Raw genomic sequence first — 23,110 nt, forward strand, 5'->3', positions numbered from 1 at the left:
TGCGGCTCGCACCACGACGAGCGCGGCCACGACGAGCACCGCGGCGTAGAGGAATGGCAGCACCTGCACGCCGATCCAGCCGAACACGACGGCGCCGACGAGCGCCCCGCCGCCGATGCCGGTGTTGAACGCCGTCGTGTAGAGCGCGCTCGCGGCGTCACGGTGACTCACGGGCGTGGCATGCAGCAACCGGGTGTACAACAGCGGCGGGATCGCCCCGAATGCGAGGCCCCATACACCGAAGGCGAGGAGGGAGGGCACGTCGCCGAGGGACGCGCCGAGCACGAGCAGCGCCGCCGCGGCGAGCGCCATCGCCGCCACGATCGCTCGAGTGGGCCTGCGGGCGATCGTGGAGCCGGTGATCACGAGACCTGCGGCGCCCGTCACCCCGTACACGAACAGGAGCGGCCCGACGAGGCCGGGGTCGAAGCCGAGCACGTCGATGATGAGCGGGGTGATGTAGGTGAACACGGCGTATTGGCCGAGCATCGTGACGGCCGTGACCGCGCAGACGACCAGCACCGGGCGAAGCCCCCGGTCGCCGAGCCGGAAGCGCGCCGCTGTGGCCTGCGCCCCGGCGGAGTCGACCCCGGGCAGGATGCGCCACACGAGCAGGGCACCCGCGAGCGTGAGCACGGCGACGATCGCGAAGACGGGTCGCCAACCCAGCAGCTGACCGAGCGCGGTCGTCGCGGGCACGCCGGCCACGAGCGCGAGCGTGCCGCCGCCGAGGGTCACCGCGACCGCCCGACCGATCTGGACGCGCGGCACGAGCCGGGCGGCGTATGCAGCGACGATCGCCCAGAACACGCCGTGCGCGACGCCGCCCGCGATACGCACCACGACGAGCATCCAGTACTCGGACACGAGCGCCGAGGCCAGAGTGGAGAGGCCGAGCACGACGAGCACGGCGACGAGGAGGCCGTGTCGCGGCATCCGGCTCGTCACTGCCGTGAGCGGAGCGCTCGTGACGACCACGGCGAACGCGAACACCGAGACGAGCAGGCCGACGAGCGGTTCGGCGACGCGCGCCCAGGGCCGCACGAGAACCGACGACCGAGATCAGTGTACCCGACGCAGTAATCTGGGCGGATGACCACGCAAGCCCCAGCAGCGCCCACCCACTTGTTCCACTGGGTGCTGACACTCAGCTGCATCGATGCACCCGGCATCGTGCACGCGGTGAGCGGGGCGATCGTGGCGGCCCGCGGCAACATCACCGAGAGCCAGCAGTTCACGAGCCTCGACACCGGGCGCTTCTTCATGCGCCTGCAGGTGGAGTCGCCCGCCGGCCGCTCCGAGCTCGAGGAGGCGCTCGCGCCGGTCACCGAGCAGTGGAACATGTCGTGGCATCTCGACGAGGTGGGGCGTCCCCTGCGCACGCTCGTGCTCGCGTCGACCGCAGGCCACTGCGTGAACGACCTGCTGTTCCGCCAGCGGGCCGGGCAGCTGCCCGTCGAGATCCCGCTCGTGCTGTCGAACCACGGCACGCTGCGCGACCTCGTCGACTTCTACGGCGTGCCGTTCGAGTCGGCGGCGGTCACGTCGCCCGAGTCGAAGGCGGCGTTCGAGGCCCGGGTGCTCGAGGCCGTCGAAGAGCACGACGTCGAGCTCGTGGTGCTCGCCCGGTACATGCAGATCCTCTCTCCCGAACTCTGTGCTGCGCTCGAGGGGCGGTGCATCAACATCCACCACTCGTTCCTGCCGGGGTTCAAGGGCGCGAACCCGTATCGCCAGGCGCACGCGCGCGGCGTGAAGCTCATCGGTGCGACCGCGCACTTCGTCACGAGCGATCTCGACGAGGGGCCGATCATCGAGCAGAACGTGGTGCGCGTCGATCACTCGCGCAGCCCGGCCGAACTCGTCGCCATCGGGCAAGACGAAGAGAGCCGCACGCTCAGCCAAGCGGTGAAGTGGTTCGCCGAGCGCCGGGTGCTGGTCGACGGCGCCCGCACGATCATCTTCCGGTGAGTCGCGCCGGTAAACTGGCCAGATGACCGACGCACGAGCCGAGACGAGAATCGGGCCGAACGACATCCTCCGCTTCTTCCTCGAGCTCTTCGCGTTCGTCTCGCTCGGCATCTGGGGCTTCATGGCGTTCCCGCTGCCGTGGCCCGGGCTGCTCGTGGGCCTCGGTGCGCCCGCGCTCGCGATCCTCGTGTGGGCGCTGTTCGTCTCGCCGAAGTCGGTGTTCCACATCGACGTGTTCGGCAAGGCGCTCGTCGAGATCGCGGTCTTCTCGTCAGCGGCGATCGGATGGTGGATGCTCGGCCAGCCTGTCGTGGGGGTCGTGTTCGCCGTGATCGCGGCGGTCAGCGGCATCCTGAACGGCCGCAAGCAACTCGCCTGACCACCGGAAGCGGCTGACGGCGGCGACGGCGTCAGACGGCGACGGATGCCTCGGCATCAGATTCGGCGACGGATGCCTCGGCATCGGGTTCCGCGCCGCCCGCGGTGCGGAAGTGGCCGACGACCGAGAGCAGGATGCCGCCCGCCGCCCACGCCGCGAGCACGAGCCACGGGAACGCCGTGTCGGCGGACGGGAAGTACGACAGCTCACGGATGAGGGTCGCCGCCGCGCCCGGAGGGAACCACTGGCCGACCTCGCCCCACGGAGCCACCAGGAACTCCTTCGGCACCGCAGCAGCTGAGATCGGGTTGGCGAAGAGCAGCATGACGACGGCGCCGACGGCGATGCCGGCGCGACCCATGAGCGCCGCCAAGCCCGTGATCGTCGTCGCGATCGCAGCGAGCGCAAGGGCGATGGCCGCGGAGTTCAGCCAGTAGTCGCCCTGCAGCGCCCCGAACCAGCCCTGCAGGATGCCGGCTCTGGGCCGAGGCGGCCGTCAACCCCGACATCCTCGACCTCGTCCAGGGCATCTTCGGCCGCCTTCGTGAGACCGTGCGCCAGAGCCTGGCCGCGTGGGCGGCGGCCGAGCCCGGCCGCGTCGACGGCGATCCCGAAGACTGGGCGGCCCGTCTCACCCCGGTCGTCATGGGCGCCGGGCCCGGGTTCATGGTGCAGCGCGCCATCATCACCGACTTCGACGAAGAGGCGTACCTCGCGGCCCTCCCCGAGGCGCTCCCCCACTGAGTGAGGCCAGCGGATGAGGCAGATGCGTGCGACGCGCGGGATCGGGTGCCGCGACACGCCGGAATCGCGCTGAATCTGCCTCATCCGCCGGGGCACGAGGTGCAGGATCGCGGATGCCGCAGCGGCATCCGCTCGGGTCAGATGCCCTGCCAGTCGGGCTTGTGCGCCCACGCGTGCCGGTAGTAGTCGAGATTGGCGAGCTCGGATGCCGCGGCCTCGTCGACGATCACCGTCGTGTGCGGGTGCAGCTGGATCGCCGAGCCCGGCTGGTTCGCCGAGACCGGTCCTTCGACCGCAGCCGCTACGGCGTGCGCCTTGGCCTTCCCGAACGCGAGGAGCACGAGGTGCCGGGCGCGGAGGATCGTGCCGATGCCCTGCGTGATGCAGTGCATCGGCACGTCGTCGGGCGAGTCGAAGAAGCGCGCGTTGTCGCGTCTGGTCGCCTCGGTGAGGGTCTTCACCCGCGTGTGCGACGCGAGCGAGGAGCCCGGCTCGTTGAAGCCGATGTGGCCCGTGCGGCCGATACCGAGGATCTGGAGGTCCACTCCTCCTGCGTCGGTGATCGCGCGCTCGTAGTCGTCGCCAGCGGTGCGGATGGTCGCGGGGTCACCGTGCGGCACGCGCACGAGCTCGGGGGTCAGGCCGAGCGGCTCGACGACCTCGCGCGTGATCACGGCGCGGTAGCTCTCGGGATGCCCCGCCGGCAGCCCCACGTACTCGTCGAGCGCGAATCCGCGCACCCCGCGCACGTCGATGCCGTCGTCGGCGATGCGATGCGCGAGTGCGCGATAGCTCGCGAGCGGCGTCGAGCCGGTCGCGAGACCGAGCACCGCATCGGGTTTGGCGCGGATGAGGGAGACGATCGCGTCGGCGACGAGGGCCCCCGCGGCATCCTCGTCGGCGACGATCACGACTTCAGCCATTGGTGTTCTCCTACGAGGGCGGCACCCACGGCGGCCGCGGGGAATCCGAGCGGAATGACCTTCACCCGTGCGGCGAGGTCGAGCGAAGCGAGGAAGGCCGAGTCGAGGGCCCACTCGCCCAGAATACGGCGAGTACCGGCGAGGAGCGGACCGCCGAGCGCGGAGAGCCCGCCGCCGATCACGAGCTCGTCGACATCGGCCGTGAGCACGAGCAGCCGCACGGCGGCCGCGACGCCCGTGAGGAATCGCTCACGGACCTCGATCGCGCGCGGGTCGCCGGAATCGGCGGCGTCGAACAGTGCACGTGCGGGCAGCGCGTGCACGGTCGGCCACATCCGGGCGATCGCCGAGCCCGAGACCAGCGTCTCGAGGCAGCCGCGCTGGCCGCACCCGCACACGACGCCGGCGGGGTCGACCGGGAGGTGGCCGATCTCGCCGGCGACACCGTGGCCGCCGCGCAGCAGGCGCCCGTCGAGCACGATCCCGGCCGCGAGCCCGGTGCCGAGGTTGAGGTAGGCCATCGAGTGCGCCCGGATGCCGTCGGCGATGCCGAGCAGGTGGTGCGCGCCGACGGCCGCCGCCTTCACGTCGTTCTCGACGCGCACCTCGACGCCGAGCGTGTCGGAGAGGCGCGAGCCGAGTTCGAGGCCCTCGAGCCCGAGGTTCACGGCGTGGGCGACCCGGCCGGTGTCGCTGTCGACGGCGCCGGGAATGCCGATGCCGATCGACGTGAACGAGGCGGCTCCGACGCCGGCCAACTCGGTCATCCGCTGCACCGTGCGGAGCGCCGTCGCAACGACCGCCTCGGCGCCGAACCCGGTGGGCATCCGCACTTGGTCGCTGAGCTCACCGTCGGCGCCGATCGCGACCGCCGCGGTCTTCGTGCCCCCGATGTCGATTCCGAGCCTCACGACACCTCCGCCACCGAAGGCGGAGGCGTGAGCGACGCCGCCACGAACTCGACGACCGCTTCGCCGAGGAGCCGTGACGCGCCGAACGTCGCCACGTCGGCGAAGGCGCGATCGTTCGACGGCCAGCCCAGGTCGATCGTCACGACGTCGTCTCGCACGGTGCGCAGCGCCTCGATCGCGGCACGGGCGAACGGATGCCGGTGCAAGTCCTTGCCCACGACGAGCACTGTGCCGGCGAGGGCGGCCGGGCCCGCGAGCGCGCGCTCGGCCGACACCGTCACGACCTCGGCGTCGCCGAGCCACGAGGGAGCTCCCGCGAGCGCCTCCGCTGCGAAGGGTCCCCACGGCGCGACGCCGACGGCGATGTTCGCGACGGTGTCGATCCGCACCACCGTGCCGATGCGCGCGGATCCGGCCAGGCGCGTACGAGCGGCATCCGACACTTCGAAGGCGCCGATGACTCGGGCGAGCTCGTGCCCGTCGCGCTCGGGCTCGATCGACGGCGGCAACGCCGGGAGGTCACTCACCGGCGGCGCGCTCCCGCCGAGCTCGCGCACCCGTCGTGCGGCATCGCGAACGCGCTCCGCCGGCAGCCGCCCGGAGGCGATCGCGTGCTCGACGGCCGCGACGATCTCGTCGAGCTGCGAGTCGGTGTTGTCGAAGCCGATGCACAGCAGGTCGCATCCGGCGGCGAGCGCCCGCAGTGCAGCCTCGGGAATGCCGTGCGTGCCGCTCGCTCCGTGCATGTCGAGCGCGTCGCTCACGATGACCCCGTCGAATCCGAGCTCCCCGCGCAGCAGGCCCTGCAGGATGCGCGGCGAGAGGGTGGCCGGGTTGTCGGGGTCGAGCTGGGGAAGCAGGATGTGCGAGGTCATGATCGTGCGCGTGCCCGCGGCGATGGCGGCGCGGAACGGCACGAGCTCCCGCTCCCGGAGTGTCTCGAGCGGCACGTCGACGACGGGCAGCGCGAGGTGCGAGTCGGTCGCGGTGTCGCCGTGTCCCGGGAAGTGCTTCGCGCTCGCGGCGATGCCCGTCTCCTGGAGTCCGCGCGTCCACGCAGCGGAGTGCCGCGCGACGAGCTCGGGATCGGCGCCGAAGCTCCGCACCCCGATCACCGGGTTGTCGGGGTTGGAGTTGACGTCGATGTCGGGCGCGAAGGTCACGGTGCATCCCGTGGCCAGCAGCGCCTCCCCCACTGCTCGCGCGACGCGCGCGGTGAGCTCGGGATCGTCGACGCGCCCGAGTACGGCGTTGCCCGGGTAGGGCGCCCCGCGGTCGTAGAACAACCGCGTGACGTCGCCGCCCTCCTCGTCGATCGCGACGATCGCGAGCGGGTTCGCCGTGCGCAGCGCGGTGCTCATGGCGCGCAGCTGCTCCACGGAGCGGATGTTGGGGCCGAAGACGCACACGCCGCCGAGGCCGTCGGCCAGCCGGCGGAGGAGCCACGTGGGCGCCTCCATGCCGCTGAAGCCCGGGAGCAGTGTCGTGAGGATGTCCCGGCGCAGGTCGGTCTCCGCGCCGGTCTCGTGCAGCGCGCTCATCCCTTGACGGCCCCGCTCACGAGTCCGCTCGTCATCCGGCCCTGCACGATGAGGAAGAACACGATCACGGGGATCGCCATGAGGGTCGACCCCGCCATGATCGCGGCCCAGTTCGTGGTGCCGGTCGACACGAGGAACGTGCGCAGCCAGACGGGGAGCGTCATCATCTCGGGCCGGGCATTCAGGACGAGGGCCATGATGAACTCGTTCCACGCCTGGATGAAGCCGAACACGCCGGTCGCGACGAGCCCCGGTGCGAGCAGCGGGAACGTGACGCGCCAGAAGGCGCCCGCCCTGGAGCATCCGTCGATCATGGCCGCCTCCTCGAGCTCGACCGGCACGCCGTTCACGAAACCCCTGAGGGTCCAGATCGTGAACGGGAGCACGGTCGCGATGTACACGAGGGTGAGGCCCGCGATCGTGTTGAGCAGGTGCCAGCCGTCGATGACCCGGAAGATCGACACGATCATCGCCTCACCGGGGATCATCTGCACGACGAGGATCACGATGATGAACGTGCGTCGCGACGCGAACCGGAAGCGCGTCACGGCGATCGATGCCAGGAACGCGAACACGAGCGCGATGATCACGGTGAGGATCGTGATGACGAGCGAGTTGCCGGCCGCCGGCAGGAACGGGGTGCGACCCGGGTCGAACAGCACGGTCTCGTAGTTGCGAAGCGTGAAGTTGTCGGGCCAGTAGTGGATGTCCGAACCGCGGATCGCGTTGTTCGGCTGGAACGAGGTGTTCACCATCCAGTAGACCGGGAAGACGAAGAGCAGGAACAGCACGACCGAGACGGCGCTCAGCACCCAGGTCGTGAGGCGGCGCCGGCCTCCGCCGGTGCGCTTGGCGAGATCGGTGGGTGCGGCTTCGGCGAAGAGGCCGCCGACCTTCTGGCCGGGGGCGACGGTGGCGCTCACAGCTCCTCCTCCTTCGTGACCTGGCGGACGTAGTAGATCGAGATCGACATGAGCAGGATCGCGGTGACCACGGCGATCGCGCCGCCCTGGCCGAACTCGCCGCCCGCAATCGAGGTCTGGTAGATGTACACGCCGAGCGTGCTGGTGAGGGCACGGATGCCGCCGATGTCCTGCAGGGCGAAGATCTGCGTGAAGACGCGCAGGTCCCAGATCACCTGGAGGATCGTGACGATCAGGAACACGGGCTTGAGGTACGGGAAGATGATCAGCCGGAATCGCTGGAAGCCACCCGCGCCGTCGAGTTGCGCCGCCTCGAGCACCTCGTCGGGCACTTGGGTGAGGCCCGCGTAGAGTGTGAACGCGGTGAACGGCACCGCGCCCCAGACGATGATGATGCCCGCCACGAAGAAGAAACTCAGCGGATCGATGAGCCAGGAGTGCTGGAAGTACTCTTCGAGGCCGAAGGTGTTGACGAGCACGTGGTTGATCACCCCATAGGCGGTGTCGAACATCCAGCCCCACACGACCGTGGCGGTGAGTGCGGGCATGGCCCATGCGAGCAGCATTCCGACGGAGAGCAGGGTGCGGAACGTCTTCGGGAGGCGCGTCATCATGAGGGCGATGAGGGTGCCGACGAGCATCGTGAGCACGACGCACGCCGCGGCGAAGACGAGGGTGCGCGAGAGCACGCCGTAGAACACGGGGTCGGTGAGGACCTTTGCGTAGTTCTCCAGCCAGACCCATTCGGGCGGGGCGCCGAAGACCTGTGCGCGGCCGAACTTCTGGAACGAGGTGATGATGAGCTGGATGAGGGGCCAGCCGACGATGAGGGCCAGCACGATGAGCGCGGGCGTGAGCAGTGCGTAGGGGGTGAAGCCGCCCTGGCGACGTCGGGGCCTGCCCGCGGGCTTCGGGCGCGGGGCCGTCAGGCGTTCGCCTGAGACGGCGCTCGGCACCGGTTCGAGTTCGCTGTCGACCGTGGTCATGGTTCACGCTCCTGGGGGAAGAGTTCGAGGAGTGCGATGCGGCGGCGGCAGGGCGCCGCCGCATCGCGCAGCCGGAGGTTCCGGCTAGCTGTTGAGGATCGCCTCGATCTCCTCGTCAGCTGCCTCGGCGAGCGACTGCACGTCGCCGCCCTGGGCGATCTTGACGAAGAGGTCCTGCAGGATGCCCGCGGCCTCGACGTCGGCCCACTTCGGCGAAGCCGGGGTGAGCTTGGCATTGCCCGCGGCCGCCGCGATCGCCTGCGCGACCTCGTCGGTGCCGAGCGTGTCGGCGAGCGAGAGCTTGGCCGGAACGAGTCCGCCCTTGCCGTAGATCGTCTGGAACTCGTCGGAGAGGATGATCTTCAGGGCATCGACCGCGAGGTCGGGGTGAGCCGACTTCGCCGAGACGCCGATGTTCGATCCGCCGGCGAAGACCTGAGCCGCGCCGCCGTCCTTGCCCGGGAGGGCGTAGACGCCGAGGTTGGCCTCCTGGTCGGGGCAGCCGGGCGCCTCAGCGTCGGCCGGAGCGAGGATCGACCACTTGACCCAGCTGGGAGCCGACAGCTGCAGCGTCGTGCCGTCGCAGAAGCCGACCTCGGGGCCGGTCTCGTTGGCGTCCTTGGGAGCTGCCGAGGCGTTGGTCATGACGTCCTGGACCTGGGTGAGGCCGGCGACCGATTCGGCCGAGGAGAGCTGTGCATCCCACTCCTCGCCGTCGGGCACGGCGACCTCGCCGCCGTTCTCCCAGATGAACGGGAGCGCGTTGTACCAGTCCTGGCCGGGCCACCAGATGCCCGACTTGCCCGGGTTCGCCGCCGCGAGCGCCTTGCCGTTGGCGACGTAGTCGTCGAGCGTCGTCGGGACCGACAATCCGGCCGCCGCGAGGGCGTCCTTCTTGTAGAACACGAGGCGAGAGCCCGAGTAGAGCGGAGCCGCATAGAACTTGTCGTCGTACGAACCCGCCTCGACGAAGCCGGGGAGCAGGTCGTCACCGCCGAGCTCGTCGTAGTACTCGGTGATGTCGAGGAACGCACCCGCCGACGTGAACGCGGAGGCCTGGGTGTTCCCGACCTCGACGACGTCAGGGCTGTCGGAGCCGGAGAGGCTCGTGGTGAGCCGGTCGACGAGACCTTCCCACGACTGCTCCTCGATGACGAGCGTCGAACCGGGGTGCTCCTCTTCGAACGTGTCCACCAGGTACTCGCGGGCTTCGTCGGGCGTGTCGGTGCCGACGAGCCAGACGCGGATCTCGGCGCCTTCCTCCCCGCCGGTGCCACCAGACGCACAACCGGCGAGGGTGAGCGCAGCGGCGGCGCCGAGCGCCACAATGCCGAGTTTCCTCATTGTCGTTTCCTTTCATCGGGTGTGGGAAACAGCGGGGGTCGCTGTCACCCGTGGTGCGTGGAGTCCGTCACGCGACTCCGAGTTGTCCGGACAGGACCATGACGGCCGCCCCGCGCAAGACGATGTCCTGCGCCTGCGCGGTCATCCGGAGCCTCAGATCGCGGCTGTGTTCCGCCATCGTCCGATTCCGGAGCGTGTCGACGGTCGCCTCGTGCAAGGCGCCGTCAAGCAGTTCGGCCGGGCCGCTGAGCACGACCTCGGCGAGATTGAGCGCACCGACCACGGGGGCGAGCACGATGCCGAGCCTCCGGCCGGCTTCGTGCAGGATCTCGTCGCGAGCGGATGCCGCGTCGGGCGAGTCGGGGTCGATGGCGTCGAGTCGCGCGGTGAGCCGCGGCACGGCGAGCCATACCTCGAGGCATCCGTGCTTGCCGCACGCACAGCGTGGACCGCCGTCGGTGCCGACGACGACGTGGCCGATCTCGCCGGCCGCGAAGCCGCTGCCGATGACCGGACGACCGCCGATGATGAGCCCGGCGCCGACACCGTGCCCGATCTTCACGAGCAGCAGGTCGTCGAGTTGCGATGCTCCGTGCTCGGCCAGCACGGCGACGTTGGCGTCGTTCGCGACGTGCACGGGCAGGGAGAACTCGTCGGCGAGGCGCGCCTGGAGCGCGACATCGGTCCAGCCGATGTTCGGCGCCGAGCGCACGACCCCGAGCGGGTCGACGACACCGGGCGAGCCGACGCCGATGCCGAGCACGGGGGTCGTGGTGCTCCCGAGCAGCGTACGCACGAGTTCGATCACGAGGTCGATCGCGTGCTCGCCCGTCGCGCCGGCACGGTCGACCTCGGCGCGCGAGACGATGTCGCCGTCGAGGTCGATGACGGCGCCGAGGAATCGCTGGTGCTCCGAGAGGTCGACGCCGATGATGTGGAAGGCGGCGCGGTCGACGTCGATGAGGATGGCGGGCTTGCCGGGACGCGCGTGCTCGCGCTGGCCGAGCTCGATGACGAGCCCCTCGGCGATGAGGTCGGCGACGAGGTCGGAGATGGTGACCCTCGTGAGGCCGGTCTCGCGGGCGACATCCGCTCGGCTCTGCGCACCCGCCGTGTAGAGGGTCTGCAGCACGAGTGCGCGGTTGTGGCTGCGCGCGTGCTCCGGCAGGACCTTGCCGGTGGGGCGGAGGGCGCGGGCGCGAGTGAAGATGGGAGCGCCGGCGAAGGGCACGGTGAGCAGGTCGGTGGCCGCGCCATAGGGTGCCGGCACGGGCTCGGTCGGCTCCGGGCCTCGCTCCACATCCTGCTCTGTCATGTTTGTTAGTAAAGCTTACGAACAAACTTGTCGCAAGAGTTTCCCGGACACTTCTTCTCGCCGTTACCGAGTTGTAACAGGGCACGCGATCGCCGATGCTGCGACGCGAATGGAGGAGGAATCGACCTCCGCCCGCGACGGAAGCGTGGCGACGCGTGTCAGTCGCACGCCATGGAGGGCCTCTCTCAGTCCAGCCGAGTGAGCCCGGTGAGCGACATCGTCGACGACTGGCCGTTCTGGCACGTCTGGTAGATCAGGTCGTATCCGTGAGGGAGATCGGCCACCGTCGCCGTGCTCTGGTTGAGCATCTTCACGATGCCCTCGACACGGTAGGTGCCCGCATGCACACCCGTGAGCGTGATGATCGTTCCGGGGTCGTCCGGGAAGTCCTTCCCACCGCACGACCAGTGCTCGGCGATGGCGCCGATGCCGTACTGGGCGCTCAGGTCGACCGATCCGCGGCAGGCGTCGAGCTCTGGGATCCACCCCGAGGTCCACACGTGGTTGGTGTAGCGCTCGCGGAGGATCCGCTCCTGCTCGGCCTTCCAGGCCGCATTCCACGCGTCGACGGCCACGGCGAGGGCTGCGAGCGGTTCGTCGAGCGCCGCGACGCGCTCGGAGAACCGCTCGAGATCGTCGAACTCCAGCCCGCCGATCGCGGTTGCGGCCTCCCGCAGGGGCTCACCCAGGGCGATGACGGAGCGGTCCGCCGTACGGACCCGATCGAGCAACTCGTCAGCGGCCTCGAGTTCCGCCCGCGCATCGGCCTCGGGCAGGCTCGTCTCGTCGAGCGCCGCGGCGAGGGCATCGCGCGCTGCCTCGTCGAGCACCGAGCCCGCGCTGTCGTCGAGCGCGACCTGCGCCGCATCGCGGGTGTCGCGCAACTCGTCGAAGTTCGCCCGGGCATCTGCGACGGCGTCGGTTGCGTCCGGGAGCAGTGCGTCGAGTTGCGCGCTCGCATCGGCGGTCATCGTGACCGTGGCGATCGACAGCGCGCCGCCGAGGAGCACGACGACTGCGGCGCCGACGAGCGAGGTCAGGCGCCGTCGACGGCGGAGCTTGGATGCAGGAGGCATCCTCTCCAGTGTGTCCCGTGCAGCCCGCGAGCGGAAGGGGACAACCGCGGTGGTGATCCGCCGGGTCAGCGGAGGATGATCCCGATCACGAACGACACGACGCCCAACGCGATCGCGACGATGCCGAGCACGAATGCGGCGCTCGCAACCCATCTGCCGGACCGGCCCGGAGCCATATGGCCGCGAGCAGTACTGCCGAGCACGAGGGCAAGGAACCCGAGCGCAACGCCGAGCATCCCGACGAAGGGTGCGGCGAGAACCCCGAGCACGCCGCCCACGAAACCGACGATGCGCCCCGCGCCCGTCGCCCATTTCTGTTCGACCGGTCGTCCATCCGGGCCGAGGACTGGGGGCTGGCCCATGATGTTTCTCGAGGCATCCTCCATGAAGGTCGACCGCGGGGCGACCCCGGGCTCCTGCACGCCATCCTGGCCAGTTGCCGGTGAACTCATGATCGGTCCTCACTGCCGTGCCCTCGGGTGGGGCATGTCGGCCGAATGTATCGGCGTCGAACCAGCAGGCGCGACTGCCCCGATCGGACTCCTCGGGAAGCCACAACCCAACCGTCGACGACCTCCAAGTCCGCCGCTCCACCACGCGTGGTGGAGCCGTGTGCCCAGAACGGAACGGGGGCCGGATGCCGCGGCATCCGACCCCCGTTCTCGAGTTGGTGTCGACTACGCCAGGCGCGCCTTGAGGTTGGCGGCGAGGGTCGAGAGGAACTCCTCGGTCGTCTGGTACGCCTGCTCGGGGCCGATGAGCGCCGCGAGGTCTTTCGTCATGGCGCCCGACTCGACCGTCGTGATGACGACGTCTTCGAGCGTGTGCGTGAAGTCGATGAGCTCCTGGTTGCCGTCGAGCTTGCCGCGGTGCGCGAGGCCGCGCGTCCACGCGTAGATCGAGGCGATCGGGTTCGTCGACGTGGGCTTGCCCTGCTGGTGCTGGCGGTAGTGGCGCGTGACGGTGCCGTGGGCCGCCTCGGCCTCGACGACCTTGCCGTCGGGCGTCGCGAGCACGCTCGTCATGAGTCCGAGCGAGCCGAAGCCCTGCGCGATGGTGTCGGACTGCACGTCGCCGTCGTAGTTCTTGCACGCCCAGACGTAGCCGCCCTCCCACTTCAGGGATGCCGCGACCATGTCGTCGATGAGGCGGTGCTCGTAGGTGAGGCCGGCGGCGTCGAACGCCTCTTTGAACTCGGCGTCGTAGACCTCCTGGAAGAGGTCCTTGAAGCGGCCGTCGTAGGCCTTCAGGATCGTGTTCTTCGTCGAGAGGTAGACGGGGTAGTTGCGGTCGAGGCCGTAGTTCAGCGAGGCGCGCGCGAAGTCGCGGATCGAAGCGTCGAGGTTGTACATGCCCATGGCCACACCCGAGCCCGGCGACTGGAAGACCTCGAACTGCTGGGGCTCCGAGCCGTCTTTCGGCGTGAAGGTCATCGTGAGGGTGCCCTCGCCCTCGAAGCGGAAGTCGGTGGCGCGGTACTGGTCGCCGAACGCGTGGCGGCCGACGATGATCGGCTTGTTCCAGCCGGGCACGAGGCGCGGGATGTTCGAGATGATGATCGGCTCGCGGAAGATCACGCCGCCGAGGATGTTGCGGATCGTGCCGTTCGGCGAGCGCCACATCTTCTTCAGGCCGAACTCCTCGACGCGGGCCTCGTCGGGGGTGATCGTGGCGCACTTGACGCCGACGCCGTGCTTCTGGATCGCGTGGGCCGCGTCGATCGTGATCTGGTCGTCTGTCTCGTCGCGCTTCTGGATCGAGAGGTCGTAGTACTCGAGGTTCACGTCGAGGTACGGGTGGATGAGCTGGTCCTTGATGGCCTGCCAGATGATGCGCGTCATCTCGTCGCCGTCGAGCTCGACGACGGTGCCTTCAACCTTGATCTTGGACAAGAGGGTCTCTCCTTGGATCTACTGGGGGAAACGGGAAGCCTGCGGGGCGGGCGGACGCCGTCTGCCAGCTTAGCGCGTCGGCAGAATATCTCGACATCGAGACAAACGCGCATGTGAGCGCCAGGACTCGGCTACCAGCGGCGGCCGTCCACCGGTTAGCCTTGGCTGCATGGCTGAGCTGAGACTCGAAGAACTGTCGGCATCGAACATCGTCGCCGCGAACAACCTGTCGCTGAAGCCCGGCCAGGAACAGTTCATCGCCCCCGTCACGTACTCGGCGGAGTCGTCCGTCGTGAACCCGAACACCGCGTGGCAGCGCGTCGTGCTGCTCGACGACAAAGTGGTCGGCTTCATCCACGGCAACTTCGATCCCGAGAACTCCCACGAGGAGTTCCGCGCGTGCATCTGGCGTATCAACGTCGACGCCGAGGTGCAGGGCAAGGGCGTCGGCCGCTTCGCCGCCGAGGCGCTCGCGGGCGAGGCCAAGCGCCGCGGCTTCGACCGCATCACGGTGCTGTGGGAGCCGGGCGCAGAGGGCCCCGAGGCGTTCTTCCACCGCATCGGCTTCAAGGACATCGGCGAGACCGCGTATGGCGACGTGATCGGCGCGCTCGAGCTCTGAGCATGTCGCCGGCGCCTGAGGGCCAGGATCGACCGCTGCGACGGCAGCCGCAGGCGAACACGACACCACCGCCTGCCCAAGCGGGCTTCGTCGACGCGGTGCTCGCCGTGGTCGGCGACATCCCCGCCGGTTGCGTGGCGACCTACGGCGACGTCGCCGCGCTCCTCGGCTCGCGCGCCGCTCGCGCCGTTGGCCAGGTCATGGCGCGGTACGGGTCGGACGTCGCATGGTGGCGCGTCGTCCGGGCAGGAGGCCGTCCGCCGCCCGGCTACGCCGAACGAGCCCGCGAGCACTACGAGGCCGAGGGCACGCCGCTGCGGCCGAGCTCCGACGCCGACGGGTACCGTATCGACCTCGCCTCCTGCCGCTGGCGTCCCTAGGACGATCGTCGGACCGCCAAGACGACGGCGCGAGGGCACGCGCTGTGCGCGGCGCGACGCACTGGCCGACGAGGAGGCGACAAGCAGCGCGGCACGCAGCGCGGCACGCAGCGCGGCACGCAGCGCGGCACGCAGCGCGGCACGCAGCGCGGCACGCAGCGCGGCACACAGCGCGACAGGCAGCGCGGCACGCAGTGCTCGAAGCTCGGGCCGATCACGCCGCAGGGTCGACGGATCGCACGCCAGGCCGATCACGCCGCGAACACCGCCCACCTCCGCCCGTTCACGCCGCCGGCGCCTCGGGTCTTCGATCCCGCTGGTCGGCGAGCCGGGTCGGGGATTTCGTGACGGGGCGCCAGCGGCCGCCGGGGTCGAGCCACGCCGGCGGGCGGATGTGGGGCACGCCGCGGAGCATCCGGATGCCCCAGCCTGAGGTGTCGATGGTGCGGTGGTGGAACCAGCACAGCAGCACCCCATTGTCGGGATGAGTGGGCCCGCCGTCGACGTCGGGGATGACGTGGTGGATCTCGCACCACGCGGCCGGGACGGAGCATCCGGGGATCAGGCATCCGCCGTCGCGCAGGGTGATCGCGCGGCGTTGGTGCGGGGTGAAGCACCGCTCGGGCGACCCGAGCTGGATGATCCGACCGTGGTCGTCGAACACGACGGTCTGGGTGCCGCCGGTGCAGATCATGTGCTTCGCCGCACGCAGCGAGATCGGGATATCGGTGCCGTCGGCGTGCGCGACCCCGCGCCCGGTAGCGAGGTCGGACGCGCGGACGCTGACGAGCACGGCCGGCGAGGCGCCGCCGATGCTCGGATGCTCGCCCGAGCGGGCGGCGGTATCGATCGCGGCGGCGAGCACGTCGTGGCGTTGCTGGTCGGCGGCGAGGGTCTCACCGAACTCGGCCAGGCGTGCCCGCTCTTCGTCGGTCATGAACCCGCCACCCGAGCGCGGCGCCAGGTGCGCATCGAAGAGGCGGGTGAGTTTCGCGGCGACCTCGGGCATCAGCTCACCGGTGACCGGGACCAGCCCGTCGCGGGCCCGGCCCAGCCGCACCCCGCGGCGGCGCATCGCCCGCTCGTCGTCGGGCTCGGGGTCGTCTTGGTCGAGGAACACCGACCACGCCTTCGCCTGCACCCGCAGCTCGTCGGCGGTGCACCGCACCGGCGCCCCGTCGCCGTGCCCGGTCGCCTCGGCGACGAGCGCCTGCTCGGCGGCTGCGAACGCCGCGGGGTCGGCAACCGGCCGGGTGCGATCGAGCTCGCGGATGATCATGCCCGCGGCATCCGCCCCCAACTCGCCCGCGGCAAGCGCCGCCGCGACGAGCGGGAACACCGCATCGAGCGGCTCGCCCGTGAACCCGGAACGCGCTCTGGTGGCCGAGCCGAGTGCGATGCGGCGGCGCGCCTCGGCACCCGACACCTGCGTCACCCGCTCGACAAGTTCGACGGCCGAGCGGCACCCCTTGCGACGCGACAGCCGCTGGTCGCCGAGCTCAACCCGCGACCGCTCGGCCACCTCACCCGCGAACACCGCCTGGCGGGCGTCGACCACCCGGCCCAGCGCCTCGAGCGCGCCCATCGCGGCGATCAGTTCGTCGTCGGTCAGCCCGGATGCCTCATCGAATCGGAGCACCTCGGCGAGCGCCGAGCGGAGCTGCTCGAGCGCGTCGCGGGTGGTGGTCATGCATCCATTCTTGCGGCACCCACCGACATTCGAAGCAGCCAGAAACGCCTGATCAGCCTGTGAATAATTCACCAAACGCGAGGGCTGTGGAGGACAAGTCGACAAGCCTCGCAGCGCCCGCCGCCCGCCCGACCCCCGCGCGGCGGGAGACACCCGATCGCAGCTCCGGCTCCGTCCGGCGCTCAGCCGGTTACCTTCGCGAGCTCCGCGTCGACCTCGGCGATCCACGTCGCCTTCTCCTGGTCGGTAGCGAACGCCGACTCGAAGGAGTTCCGCGCGAGCGTCGCGAGCTGCGCGGCGTCGAGCGAGAGCGCCGACTCGATCGCGCGGTAGTTCTCCGCGACATCGCCGCCGAAGTAGGCGGGGTCGTCGCTGTTGATCGAGACGAGCAGGCCTTCATCGATCATCACCCGGAGCGGATGCTGCGCGAGATCGCGCGGAGCGGTCCGCAGGGCGACGTTCGACAGCGGGCAGACCGTGAGCGGAATGCGCTCGTCGCGCAGCCGGCGAACGAGCTCGGCGTCTTCGAGCGCCCGGTTGCCGTGGTCGATCCGCTCCACCTTCAGCAGGTCGAGTGCCTCCCGCACGTAGTCGGGTCCGCCCTCCTCGCCGGCGTGCGCCACACGGTGGAGCCCCTCGGCGGCGGCCCGGGCATACACCTCGGTGAACAGCGACGGCGGGTAGCCGACCTCCGTGGAGTCGAGTCCGACGCCGATGAAGGAGTCCCGGAACGGCAGGGCCGCCTCGAGCGTCTCCATCGCCGCATCGGCGCCCAGGTCGCGCAGGAAGCACAGGATCAGGTCGGCGGAGATCCCGGTGCTGCGCGTCGCCTCGGCGATGGCGGCGTCGAATCCGCGGATGACCGCTTCGAATGGCACGCCGTTGCCGAGGTGCGTCTGCGGGTCGAAGAAGATCTCAGCTCGACGCACCCCGGCGTTCGCGGCGCGGCGCAGGTAGGCGCTCGCGAGGTCGTGGAAGTCCTGCTCCGTCCGCAGGACTGCGAGGTTCGAGTAGTGGACGTCGAGGAACGACTGCAGGTCGGCGAAGTCGTACCGCGCGGTCAGCACCTCGGGGTCGTAGCTCGGAAGCCGCACGTCGTTGCGACGGGCGAGCTCGATGAGGAGCTCCGCCTCGATGGTGCCTTCCATGTGGATATGGAGTTCGGCAGTGGGCCAGGTCGTCATACGGTGAGACACTACGGCGCGCCCGTTTCCCGGGTGTTACGCATCGGCGTTACGCCTCGACGAGCGCGACGCCGAGCGGCATCCGCACCGTGATGGTCGTGCCCGCCCCCGGCGGGCTCTCGATCTCGATCCTGCCGCCCACCGCGTCGACGCGGTCGGCGATGCCCACCATGCCGCTGCCGTCGGGCGAGGCCCCGCCGACCCCGTTGTCGCGCACGACGAGCTCGAGCTCCCCGTCGCGCACGTGCGCGCGCACCCATCCCCGCGTCGCCCGCGAGTGCTTCGCGATGTTCGCGAGCGACTCGGCGACGACGAAGTACGCGGTCGACTCGATCACCTCGGGCAGCCGCCCCTCGGCCTGCACGTCGATCTCCACCGGAATCGGGCAGCGACCCGCGAGCTCGGGAACGGCGAGCGCGAGTCCGCCCGAGCTCAAGAGGCTCGGATGAATGCCGTGCGCGAGCTCGCGAAGCTCCTTCAGCGCCAGGTTGAGCATCGCGATCGTGTCCTCGAGATCGGCCGCGAGCCCGTCGTCTCCGGCACTGCGCGCGTGGTTGGCGGCGAGCCGCAAGCGCATGCCGAGCGAGACGAGCTGTTGCTGCGCGCCGTCGTGCAGGTCGCGTTCGATGCGGCGCCGGGCCTCGACGCCCGCCTCGACGATGCGGCTGCGCGACTGGCGCACGTGCTCGAGGGTGCGCTCGATCTCCGACCGGAGGCGGCCGTTGTCGACCGAGAGCCGGAGCGCGCTCGAGACGCCGTCGAGCAGGCGCATGTTGTCGGTGAGCACGCGGTCGTGCCGGATGAGTGCGATCGGCATGCCCGTTGGTGAAGCGACCGGCAGCAGGCTGTGGTCACCGCGCCGGTCGGCGGGGTCGTGGTCGATGGGCTCCCCCGCGGCATCCGCGTACCTGCCGCGCTCCTCGTCCCACCAGTAGACGCGCACCGACGCGTCGCGCAGGGTTCGGGCGAGCGACTCCGCCCAGAGGCCGCGGTCCGCGCCCTCCCTGGTGATGCGCATCAGGTCGGCGACGCGAGCCCGCATGTTGCGCGCGTGCGCGATGCCCGCGACGAAGCTCACCGGGATCGACGCGATCGCGATGAGCGAGACGGTCGAGAGCACCTCGTCGGCCGTCGCCGCCGCGGCGTAGCTGACCGCTTGGGCTGCGAGCGTGATGACCCACGCGAGCAGTGCGAGCGGCATGAGGAAGGCGACCGTGCGCGCGGGCACGCTGCCGCGCACCCAGCTCACGAGCAGCCGGGCCGCGATCACGAGCGCGAGGGTGACGCCGACGATGCGGTAGCCGACGTCGATGAACCCGAACAGCACCGGAAGCTCGGCGATGCGATAGGGGTTCGGCGCGCACTCGCACACGGCGGGATCGGGGCCGGCGAGCAGCAGCACGGCGAGGAGGTTCACGATCGAGGCGGCGAGCGCGATACCGGCGATCCACCGGTCGACGCGGCCGACGAGCCACCCCCTCGGGTAGAGGAGCACGAGGATGCCGGTGAGCACCGCCCAGGCGAGGTCGACTCCCCGCACGAGTGGCCAGAGCCATCCGAGGTCCTCGATGACCCGGTAGAAGGTCTGCGGGATCCAGAGGAGCGGGAAGACCACCATGAGCCGCGCCGGTCCCAGCGCCGAGCCGATGCTCCAGGCCACGCCGGCGGATGCCGCGAACACGAGCGGCACGATCGCGTGCAGCGTCGTCCACGATGCCTCGGGCCGCTGGCCCTCGGGCGTTGCGAGGAATCCCGAGATCTCCATCGCGAGGCTCACTGCGACGACTGCGGCGATCACCGCTGAGCGTTTGAGGATCCGGCCCTTGCGGCCGGGAGCCATCACCTCGCGCCGAGGAGCGTGAGCACTGCGAGCACGCGGCGGTGGTGCTCTGGCGACTCCTCGAGGTCGAGCTTCTGGAGGATGCTGCGCACGTGCGTCTCCACGGTCTTCAGGCCGAGGAACAGGCTCTGGGCGATGCCGCCGTTCGAGTAGCCCTGGGCCATGAGCTCGAGCACGGAGCGCTCGCGTTCGGTGAGCCGGGAGAGTGGATCGTCGGCGCGCGTGCGCTTCACGAGCTGCTCGACGACCTCGGGGTCGACGACCGATCCGCCCGAGGCGACGGTCTCGACGGCGCGAACGAGGGTCTGCGGCTCCGAGACGCGTTCCTTCAGGAGGTATCCGGTGCCGCTGCCGGCTCCCATCACTCGCAGTGCGTACTCGGGCGTGGCGTACATCGAGAGCAGCAGCACGCCGATCTTCGAACCGCCCGCTCGCATCTCCTCGAGCGCGACGATGCCCTCGTCGCGGAAGCTCGGCGGCATCCTGATGTCGAGCACCGCGGCGTCGAGCCCACCGCGGTTCGCGATCTCGAGCAGTTCCGCACCGGTGCCGACGGAGGCCACGACCTCGATGCCGCCGTCGGCGAGCACCTTCGCGATGCCCTCTCGAAGCAGCAGTGCGTCGTCGGCGATCGCCACGCGCAGCGGCTTCGGGGCCCCTTCCATCGCTTTCTCCGTTCAGGGCGTGCGGGATCCTTTCGGGTCAAGGCCCGCTTGTCGCGACTCTACCCCGTTCGCAGGCATGCGCACCCGCCCAGTTCAGGGGGTACCCTGATGCATCGGCGCCGGTGTTCATGCCACGCTGGACATGCCACGTGCGCGCCCACCCGAGCGCACCCGCCCCACCGCCCGTTCGCGGAGCCCGATGGCCGACCGCGACGCGCATGCCCGACCGAGGAGTCCCGATGCCGCGAACCGATTCTGCCGGGTCAGTGCCGGCCGACGACGTACGGGCGACGCCCGCTCCGCCGCGGCCGATCCGCCTCGTCATCGTCTCCGCCCACCAGCGCCTCGACGACGTCGTCCGCGCCCACGACGCGACGCCGGCGTCGGGTCGCACGCTGCGCGTCGCACTCGCGATGCGCGGCGGCGTGAGCCTCGCCGTGTGGATCGGCGGCGCCGTCGCCGAACTCGACCTGCTGCGCCGCCTCCGCCTCTACGATCACGGCGACGAGACGCTCGCGTTCGTGCTCGTGACTGCCGAGTCGCCCCTCACGCCGCCGGTGCTCGAGCGCCTCAAGGTCTATGCGCGGCTCATGGACGCCGCGCGCTACGACCGGGTCGAGTTCGACCTCCTCGCCGGCGCGAGCGCCGGGGGCCTGAACGCCGTCGTCTACTCGGTCGCCCAGCGAGCCGGCACCGGGCTCGACTCGCTCCTCAACACCTGGAGCGAGGTCGGCGGGTTCTGGGGCCTGCTGCACCCGCCCGGCTCCCGGGGCATCCGCGCGCTCATGCAGGGCGAGGCCTACTTCCGTGCGCGCACGCGCAAACGGCTGACCGACTTCTACAAGACCACCGACCGCCATCCCGATCTCGTCTCCGAGTACACGAGCGTCGACCTGTCGGCCACCCTCATCGACGCGGGCGACGAGTTCGAGGAGGACGTGAACGAGGGTCGCGGCCACTTCCGCTTCGTCGGCTCCGACGAGCACGCCCTCGACAACCTCATCCCCCGCCGTGACAGCTTCGACTACCCCGGCAAGGCCGAAGACGACCTCGCCCACCTCGACCGTCTCGCCCTCGCCGCCCGCTCGACGTCGTCGCTGCCGGGCGGATTCGAGCCTGCCGAGATCGACTCGACCGTCGGACGCGCGGGCGTCGAGCCCCGCGACATGCGCTTCGCGTTCGGCGTGCATCGCACAGCGCAGTTCACCCCGTATCGCATCGTCGACGGCGCCGTCTTCGACAACGTGCCGATCGAGCGGGCGCTGCGTGCGGCGAAGCTGCGCCGCTCCGATCGCCTCGCCGATCGGGCGATGATCTTCCTCGACCCCGAGCCCGACGCGCCGCTCGGCGGCACTGCCCCCTGGGACCCGAACGCGAACCGGTTCTTCCGGGCGATCGGCGCGATGCTCTCACGCCAGTTCCGGCGCGAGTCCGTCGCACAGGAGGCGGCCGAGCTGCAGCGGTTCAACGCCGCGCGCCTCATCGAGTCGGGCCGGCGGGAGAGCGCCGCCTCGCTCATCGCGACGGCGCCATGGGACGCGGAAGCCCGCGTCGCCCGTCGGCGGGCCTACCTCCGCTCCCTCGGCACGACGCTCGCCGATCATCTCGCCGAGGACGTCTCGCTGCCCTCCGCCTGGCAGCTCCAATCGTCGCTCTCCGAGCGCCGGCGCTACCTGCCGATCGACCGGGTCGCACTCGCCGGGCTGCCCGCGCACGCGGTCGCCAGGTTCGAACGCGCGTCTGCAGAGAATTCGCAGACCGCCTCGCGATCCGTGCTGGCGCTCGCGGATGCCGCGAACTGCGTGCTCTCGTGGGCGCGCGCGCTCGAGGCGGTGCCCGAGGCGCCCGACTCCCGGCGGCACCTCGCCCTGTCCGAGGTGCGCGAGCCCGCCTACGCTGCGCTCGCCGACGCCACCCGTTCCCGCGACGCCCTCACCGCGCTCGTGCTGGAACGCACGCAATCCCTCGCCGAGCGCAGGGCCGTTCCGCGGGGCGAGGACTTCGACGACTGGCTCGACGCGTGGTTCGCGGCATCCGATGCGATCGACACCGATGCGCACTGGCGGGCGCTGGATGCCGCGATCTCACGGCTCGCGAGCGCGACGAAGAAGCTCGACCGCACCATCCGCTACTACGACCACGCCACTCGCCGCACGTGGGCGGAGTCCCCGTGGAGCGCCCTTGGCCAGGTGCCCACCCTCTACGCCGCCGACCTGCCCCCCGTCATGAATGCGGGCGGCATCCCCGCTGCGCTCTCGAGCATCCGGTACTGGAGCATCGGGGTCGACGAGGAGCCCGACCGTCCGGCGAGCTTCGCGACCCTCGTCGCCGACCGGAAGTACGCCGTGCTGCAGAAGCTCATGCGCACCTCGACACTCAGCGCCGACGACGTCGCCGCCCGCCTGAATGCGGCGGCCGACCACGTGGTGCTCGACCGGCAGGCGAAGCTCGCCGGCTACGGCTTCGGGAACTTCCTCGGCTTCCTCGCGCGCGAGTGGCGAGTGAACGACTGGTGGTGGGGGCGGCTCGACGCGTCGGCGGGCATCGTGCGCTTCCTCACCGCGACCGTGACGGGAGCGCCCGATCCGGCACGTGACGTGCGCGTGGTGCAGGATGCGGTGCTCGAGGAGTCCGACGAGCCACGCTATGTCACGGCTCGAGTGTCGGCGCTCGAGGCCCAGGCAACGGGCACCGACACGCCCGCCGCGTCGCCCGCGTCGCCCG

The 23,110-nt window shown here is 70.5% G+C and carries 20 protein-coding genes and 2 pseudogenes; 6 read left to right on the plus strand and 16 right to left on the minus strand.

The genetic code is table 11. The annotated features are described in order from the left end of the window. Window positions 1-15 precede the first annotated feature (15 nt). Window positions 16-1,044 (minus strand): annotated as a pseudogene (locus tag J7E25_RS17750) (MFS transporter); the annotation flags it as partial. A 48-nt stretch (window positions 1,045-1,092) separates the two neighbouring features. Here J7E25_RS17750 and purU point away from each other — a divergent pair. Then, on the plus strand, window positions 1,093-1,971 hold the full coding sequence (gene purU / locus J7E25_RS03850; protein ID WP_214868128.1) for a formyltetrahydrofolate deformylase: 879 nt from the start codon (window positions 1,093-1,095) through the stop codon (window positions 1,969-1,971). Between the two features lie 22 nt (window positions 1,972-1,993). After that, window positions 1,994-2,350 carry a YrdB family protein gene (locus tag J7E25_RS03855; protein WP_214868130.1) on the plus strand — a complete coding sequence of 119 codons (357 nt, stop codon included), beginning with the start codon at window positions 1,994-1,996 and terminating at the stop codon, window positions 2,348-2,350. 31 nt (window positions 2,351-2,381) lie between these two features. Here J7E25_RS03855 and J7E25_RS03860 read toward each other — a convergent pair whose 3' ends face one another. Then, window positions 2,382-2,723: a hypothetical protein gene (locus J7E25_RS03860; protein ID WP_214868132.1), complete on the minus strand. Its 342-nt coding sequence runs from the start codon at window positions 2,721-2,723 to the stop codon at window positions 2,382-2,384. Between the two features lie 101 nt (window positions 2,724-2,824). On the opposite strand from J7E25_RS03860, the pseudogene J7E25_RS03865 reads away from it, so the two are divergent. Continuing rightward, window positions 2,825-3,094: pseudogene (locus J7E25_RS03865) on the plus strand (TetR family transcriptional regulator C-terminal domain-containing protein); the annotation flags it as partial. A 137-nt stretch (window positions 3,095-3,231) separates the two neighbouring features. Here the strand turns inward: J7E25_RS03865 and J7E25_RS03870 are convergent. The 10 genes from J7E25_RS03870 to J7E25_RS03915 all read right to left on the minus strand — a co-directional run bounded on the left by J7E25_RS03870 (window position 3,232) and on the right by J7E25_RS03915 (window position 14,005). Continuing rightward, a complete protein-coding gene (locus J7E25_RS03870) occupies window positions 3,232-4,017 on the minus strand; it encodes a glucosamine-6-phosphate deaminase (RefSeq protein ID WP_214868134.1) in 786 nt (261 codons plus the stop codon). Then, window positions 4,002-4,928 (minus strand): ROK family protein, encoded by a 927-nt coding sequence (locus J7E25_RS03875; protein ID WP_214868136.1) that lies wholly within the window; start codon window positions 4,926-4,928, stop codon window positions 4,002-4,004. The genes J7E25_RS03870 and J7E25_RS03875 overlap by 16 nt, the downstream gene beginning before the upstream one ends. After that, on the minus strand, window positions 4,925-6,469 hold the full coding sequence (locus tag J7E25_RS03880) for a glycoside hydrolase family 3 protein (protein WP_214868138.1): 1,545 nt from the start codon (window positions 6,467-6,469) through the stop codon (window positions 4,925-4,927). The genes J7E25_RS03875 and J7E25_RS03880 overlap by 4 nt, the downstream gene beginning before the upstream one ends. Next, on the minus strand, window positions 6,466-7,281 hold the full coding sequence (locus J7E25_RS03885; protein ID WP_308164350.1) for a carbohydrate ABC transporter permease: 816 nt from the start codon (window positions 7,279-7,281) through the stop codon (window positions 6,466-6,468). The genes J7E25_RS03880 and J7E25_RS03885 overlap by 4 nt, the downstream gene beginning before the upstream one ends. 107 nt (window positions 7,282-7,388) lie before the next feature. Next, window positions 7,389-8,378: a carbohydrate ABC transporter permease gene (locus J7E25_RS03890; protein ID WP_214868140.1), complete on the minus strand. Its 990-nt coding sequence runs from the start codon at window positions 8,376-8,378 to the stop codon at window positions 7,389-7,391. A gap of 84 nt (window positions 8,379-8,462) precedes the next feature. Beyond that, the gene (locus tag J7E25_RS03895) at window positions 8,463-9,722 is read right to left on the minus strand and encodes an extracellular solute-binding protein (protein ID WP_214868142.1); all 1,260 of its coding nucleotides are present in this window, start codon (window positions 9,720-9,722) and stop codon (window positions 8,463-8,465) included. A gap of 67 nt (window positions 9,723-9,789) precedes the next feature. Further along, window positions 9,790-11,037 carry an ROK family transcriptional regulator gene (locus J7E25_RS03900; RefSeq protein WP_214868144.1) on the minus strand — a complete coding sequence of 416 codons (1,248 nt, stop codon included), beginning with the start codon at window positions 11,035-11,037 and terminating at the stop codon, window positions 9,790-9,792. A 185-nt stretch (window positions 11,038-11,222) separates the two neighbouring features. Further along, window positions 11,223-12,113, minus strand: a complete 891-nt coding sequence (locus J7E25_RS03905) for a hypothetical protein (RefSeq protein ID WP_214868146.1) — start codon at window positions 12,111-12,113, stop codon at window positions 11,223-11,225. A 65-nt stretch (window positions 12,114-12,178) separates the two neighbouring features. Then, window positions 12,179-12,565 carry a hypothetical protein gene (locus J7E25_RS03910; protein WP_214868148.1) on the minus strand — a complete coding sequence of 129 codons (387 nt, stop codon included), beginning with the start codon at window positions 12,563-12,565 and terminating at the stop codon, window positions 12,179-12,181. 225 nt (window positions 12,566-12,790) lie between these two features. Further along, a complete protein-coding gene (locus tag J7E25_RS03915; RefSeq protein ID WP_214868150.1) occupies window positions 12,791-14,005 on the minus strand; it encodes an NADP-dependent isocitrate dehydrogenase in 1,215 nt (404 codons plus the stop codon). Between the two features lie 169 nt (window positions 14,006-14,174). On the opposite strand from J7E25_RS03915, the gene J7E25_RS03920 reads away from it, so the two are divergent. Both J7E25_RS03920 and J7E25_RS03925 read left to right on the plus strand, forming a co-directional pair. Continuing rightward, on the plus strand, window positions 14,175-14,627 hold the full coding sequence (locus J7E25_RS03920) for a GNAT family N-acetyltransferase (RefSeq protein ID WP_214868152.1): 453 nt from the start codon (window positions 14,175-14,177) through the stop codon (window positions 14,625-14,627). A 2-nt stretch (window positions 14,628-14,629) separates the two neighbouring features. Continuing rightward, entirely contained in the window at window positions 14,630-15,007 is a 378-nt protein-coding gene (locus tag J7E25_RS03925) for an MGMT family protein (RefSeq protein ID WP_214868154.1), read from the plus strand. A 283-nt stretch (window positions 15,008-15,290) separates the two neighbouring features. On the opposite strand, the gene J7E25_RS03930 is transcribed toward J7E25_RS03925, so the two are convergent. The 4 genes from J7E25_RS03930 to J7E25_RS03945 all read right to left on the minus strand — a co-directional run bounded on the left by J7E25_RS03930 (window position 15,291) and on the right by J7E25_RS03945 (window position 20,386). Then, window positions 15,291-16,697 carry an HNH endonuclease signature motif containing protein gene (locus J7E25_RS03930; RefSeq protein ID WP_214868156.1) on the minus strand — a complete coding sequence of 469 codons (1,407 nt, stop codon included), beginning with the start codon at window positions 16,695-16,697 and terminating at the stop codon, window positions 15,291-15,293. A gap of 182 nt (window positions 16,698-16,879) precedes the next feature. Next, on the minus strand, window positions 16,880-17,881 hold the full coding sequence (locus tag J7E25_RS03935) for an adenosine deaminase (RefSeq protein WP_214868158.1): 1,002 nt from the start codon (window positions 17,879-17,881) through the stop codon (window positions 16,880-16,882). A 49-nt stretch (window positions 17,882-17,930) separates the two neighbouring features. Then, window positions 17,931-19,721, minus strand: coding sequence for a sensor histidine kinase (locus tag J7E25_RS03940; protein WP_214868160.1), 1,791 nt, complete (start codon window positions 19,719-19,721; stop codon window positions 17,931-17,933). Continuing rightward, complete coding sequence (locus J7E25_RS03945; RefSeq protein ID WP_214868162.1) at window positions 19,721-20,386, minus strand: response regulator transcription factor; 666 nt, start codon at window positions 20,384-20,386, stop codon at window positions 19,721-19,723. The genes J7E25_RS03940 and J7E25_RS03945 overlap by 1 nt, the downstream gene beginning before the upstream one ends. A gap of 239 nt (window positions 20,387-20,625) precedes the next feature. Between J7E25_RS03945 and J7E25_RS03950 the strand changes: the two genes are divergently transcribed. Continuing rightward, window positions 20,626-23,110: DUF3376 domain-containing protein (locus J7E25_RS03950; protein ID WP_214868163.1), on the plus strand; the 2,485-nt coding region annotated here is incomplete at its 3' end.

It is taken from the genome of Agromyces sp. ISL-38 (assembly GCF_018613935.1).
Taxonomy (GTDB): domain Bacteria; phylum Actinomycetota; class Actinomycetes; order Actinomycetales; family Microbacteriaceae; genus Agromyces.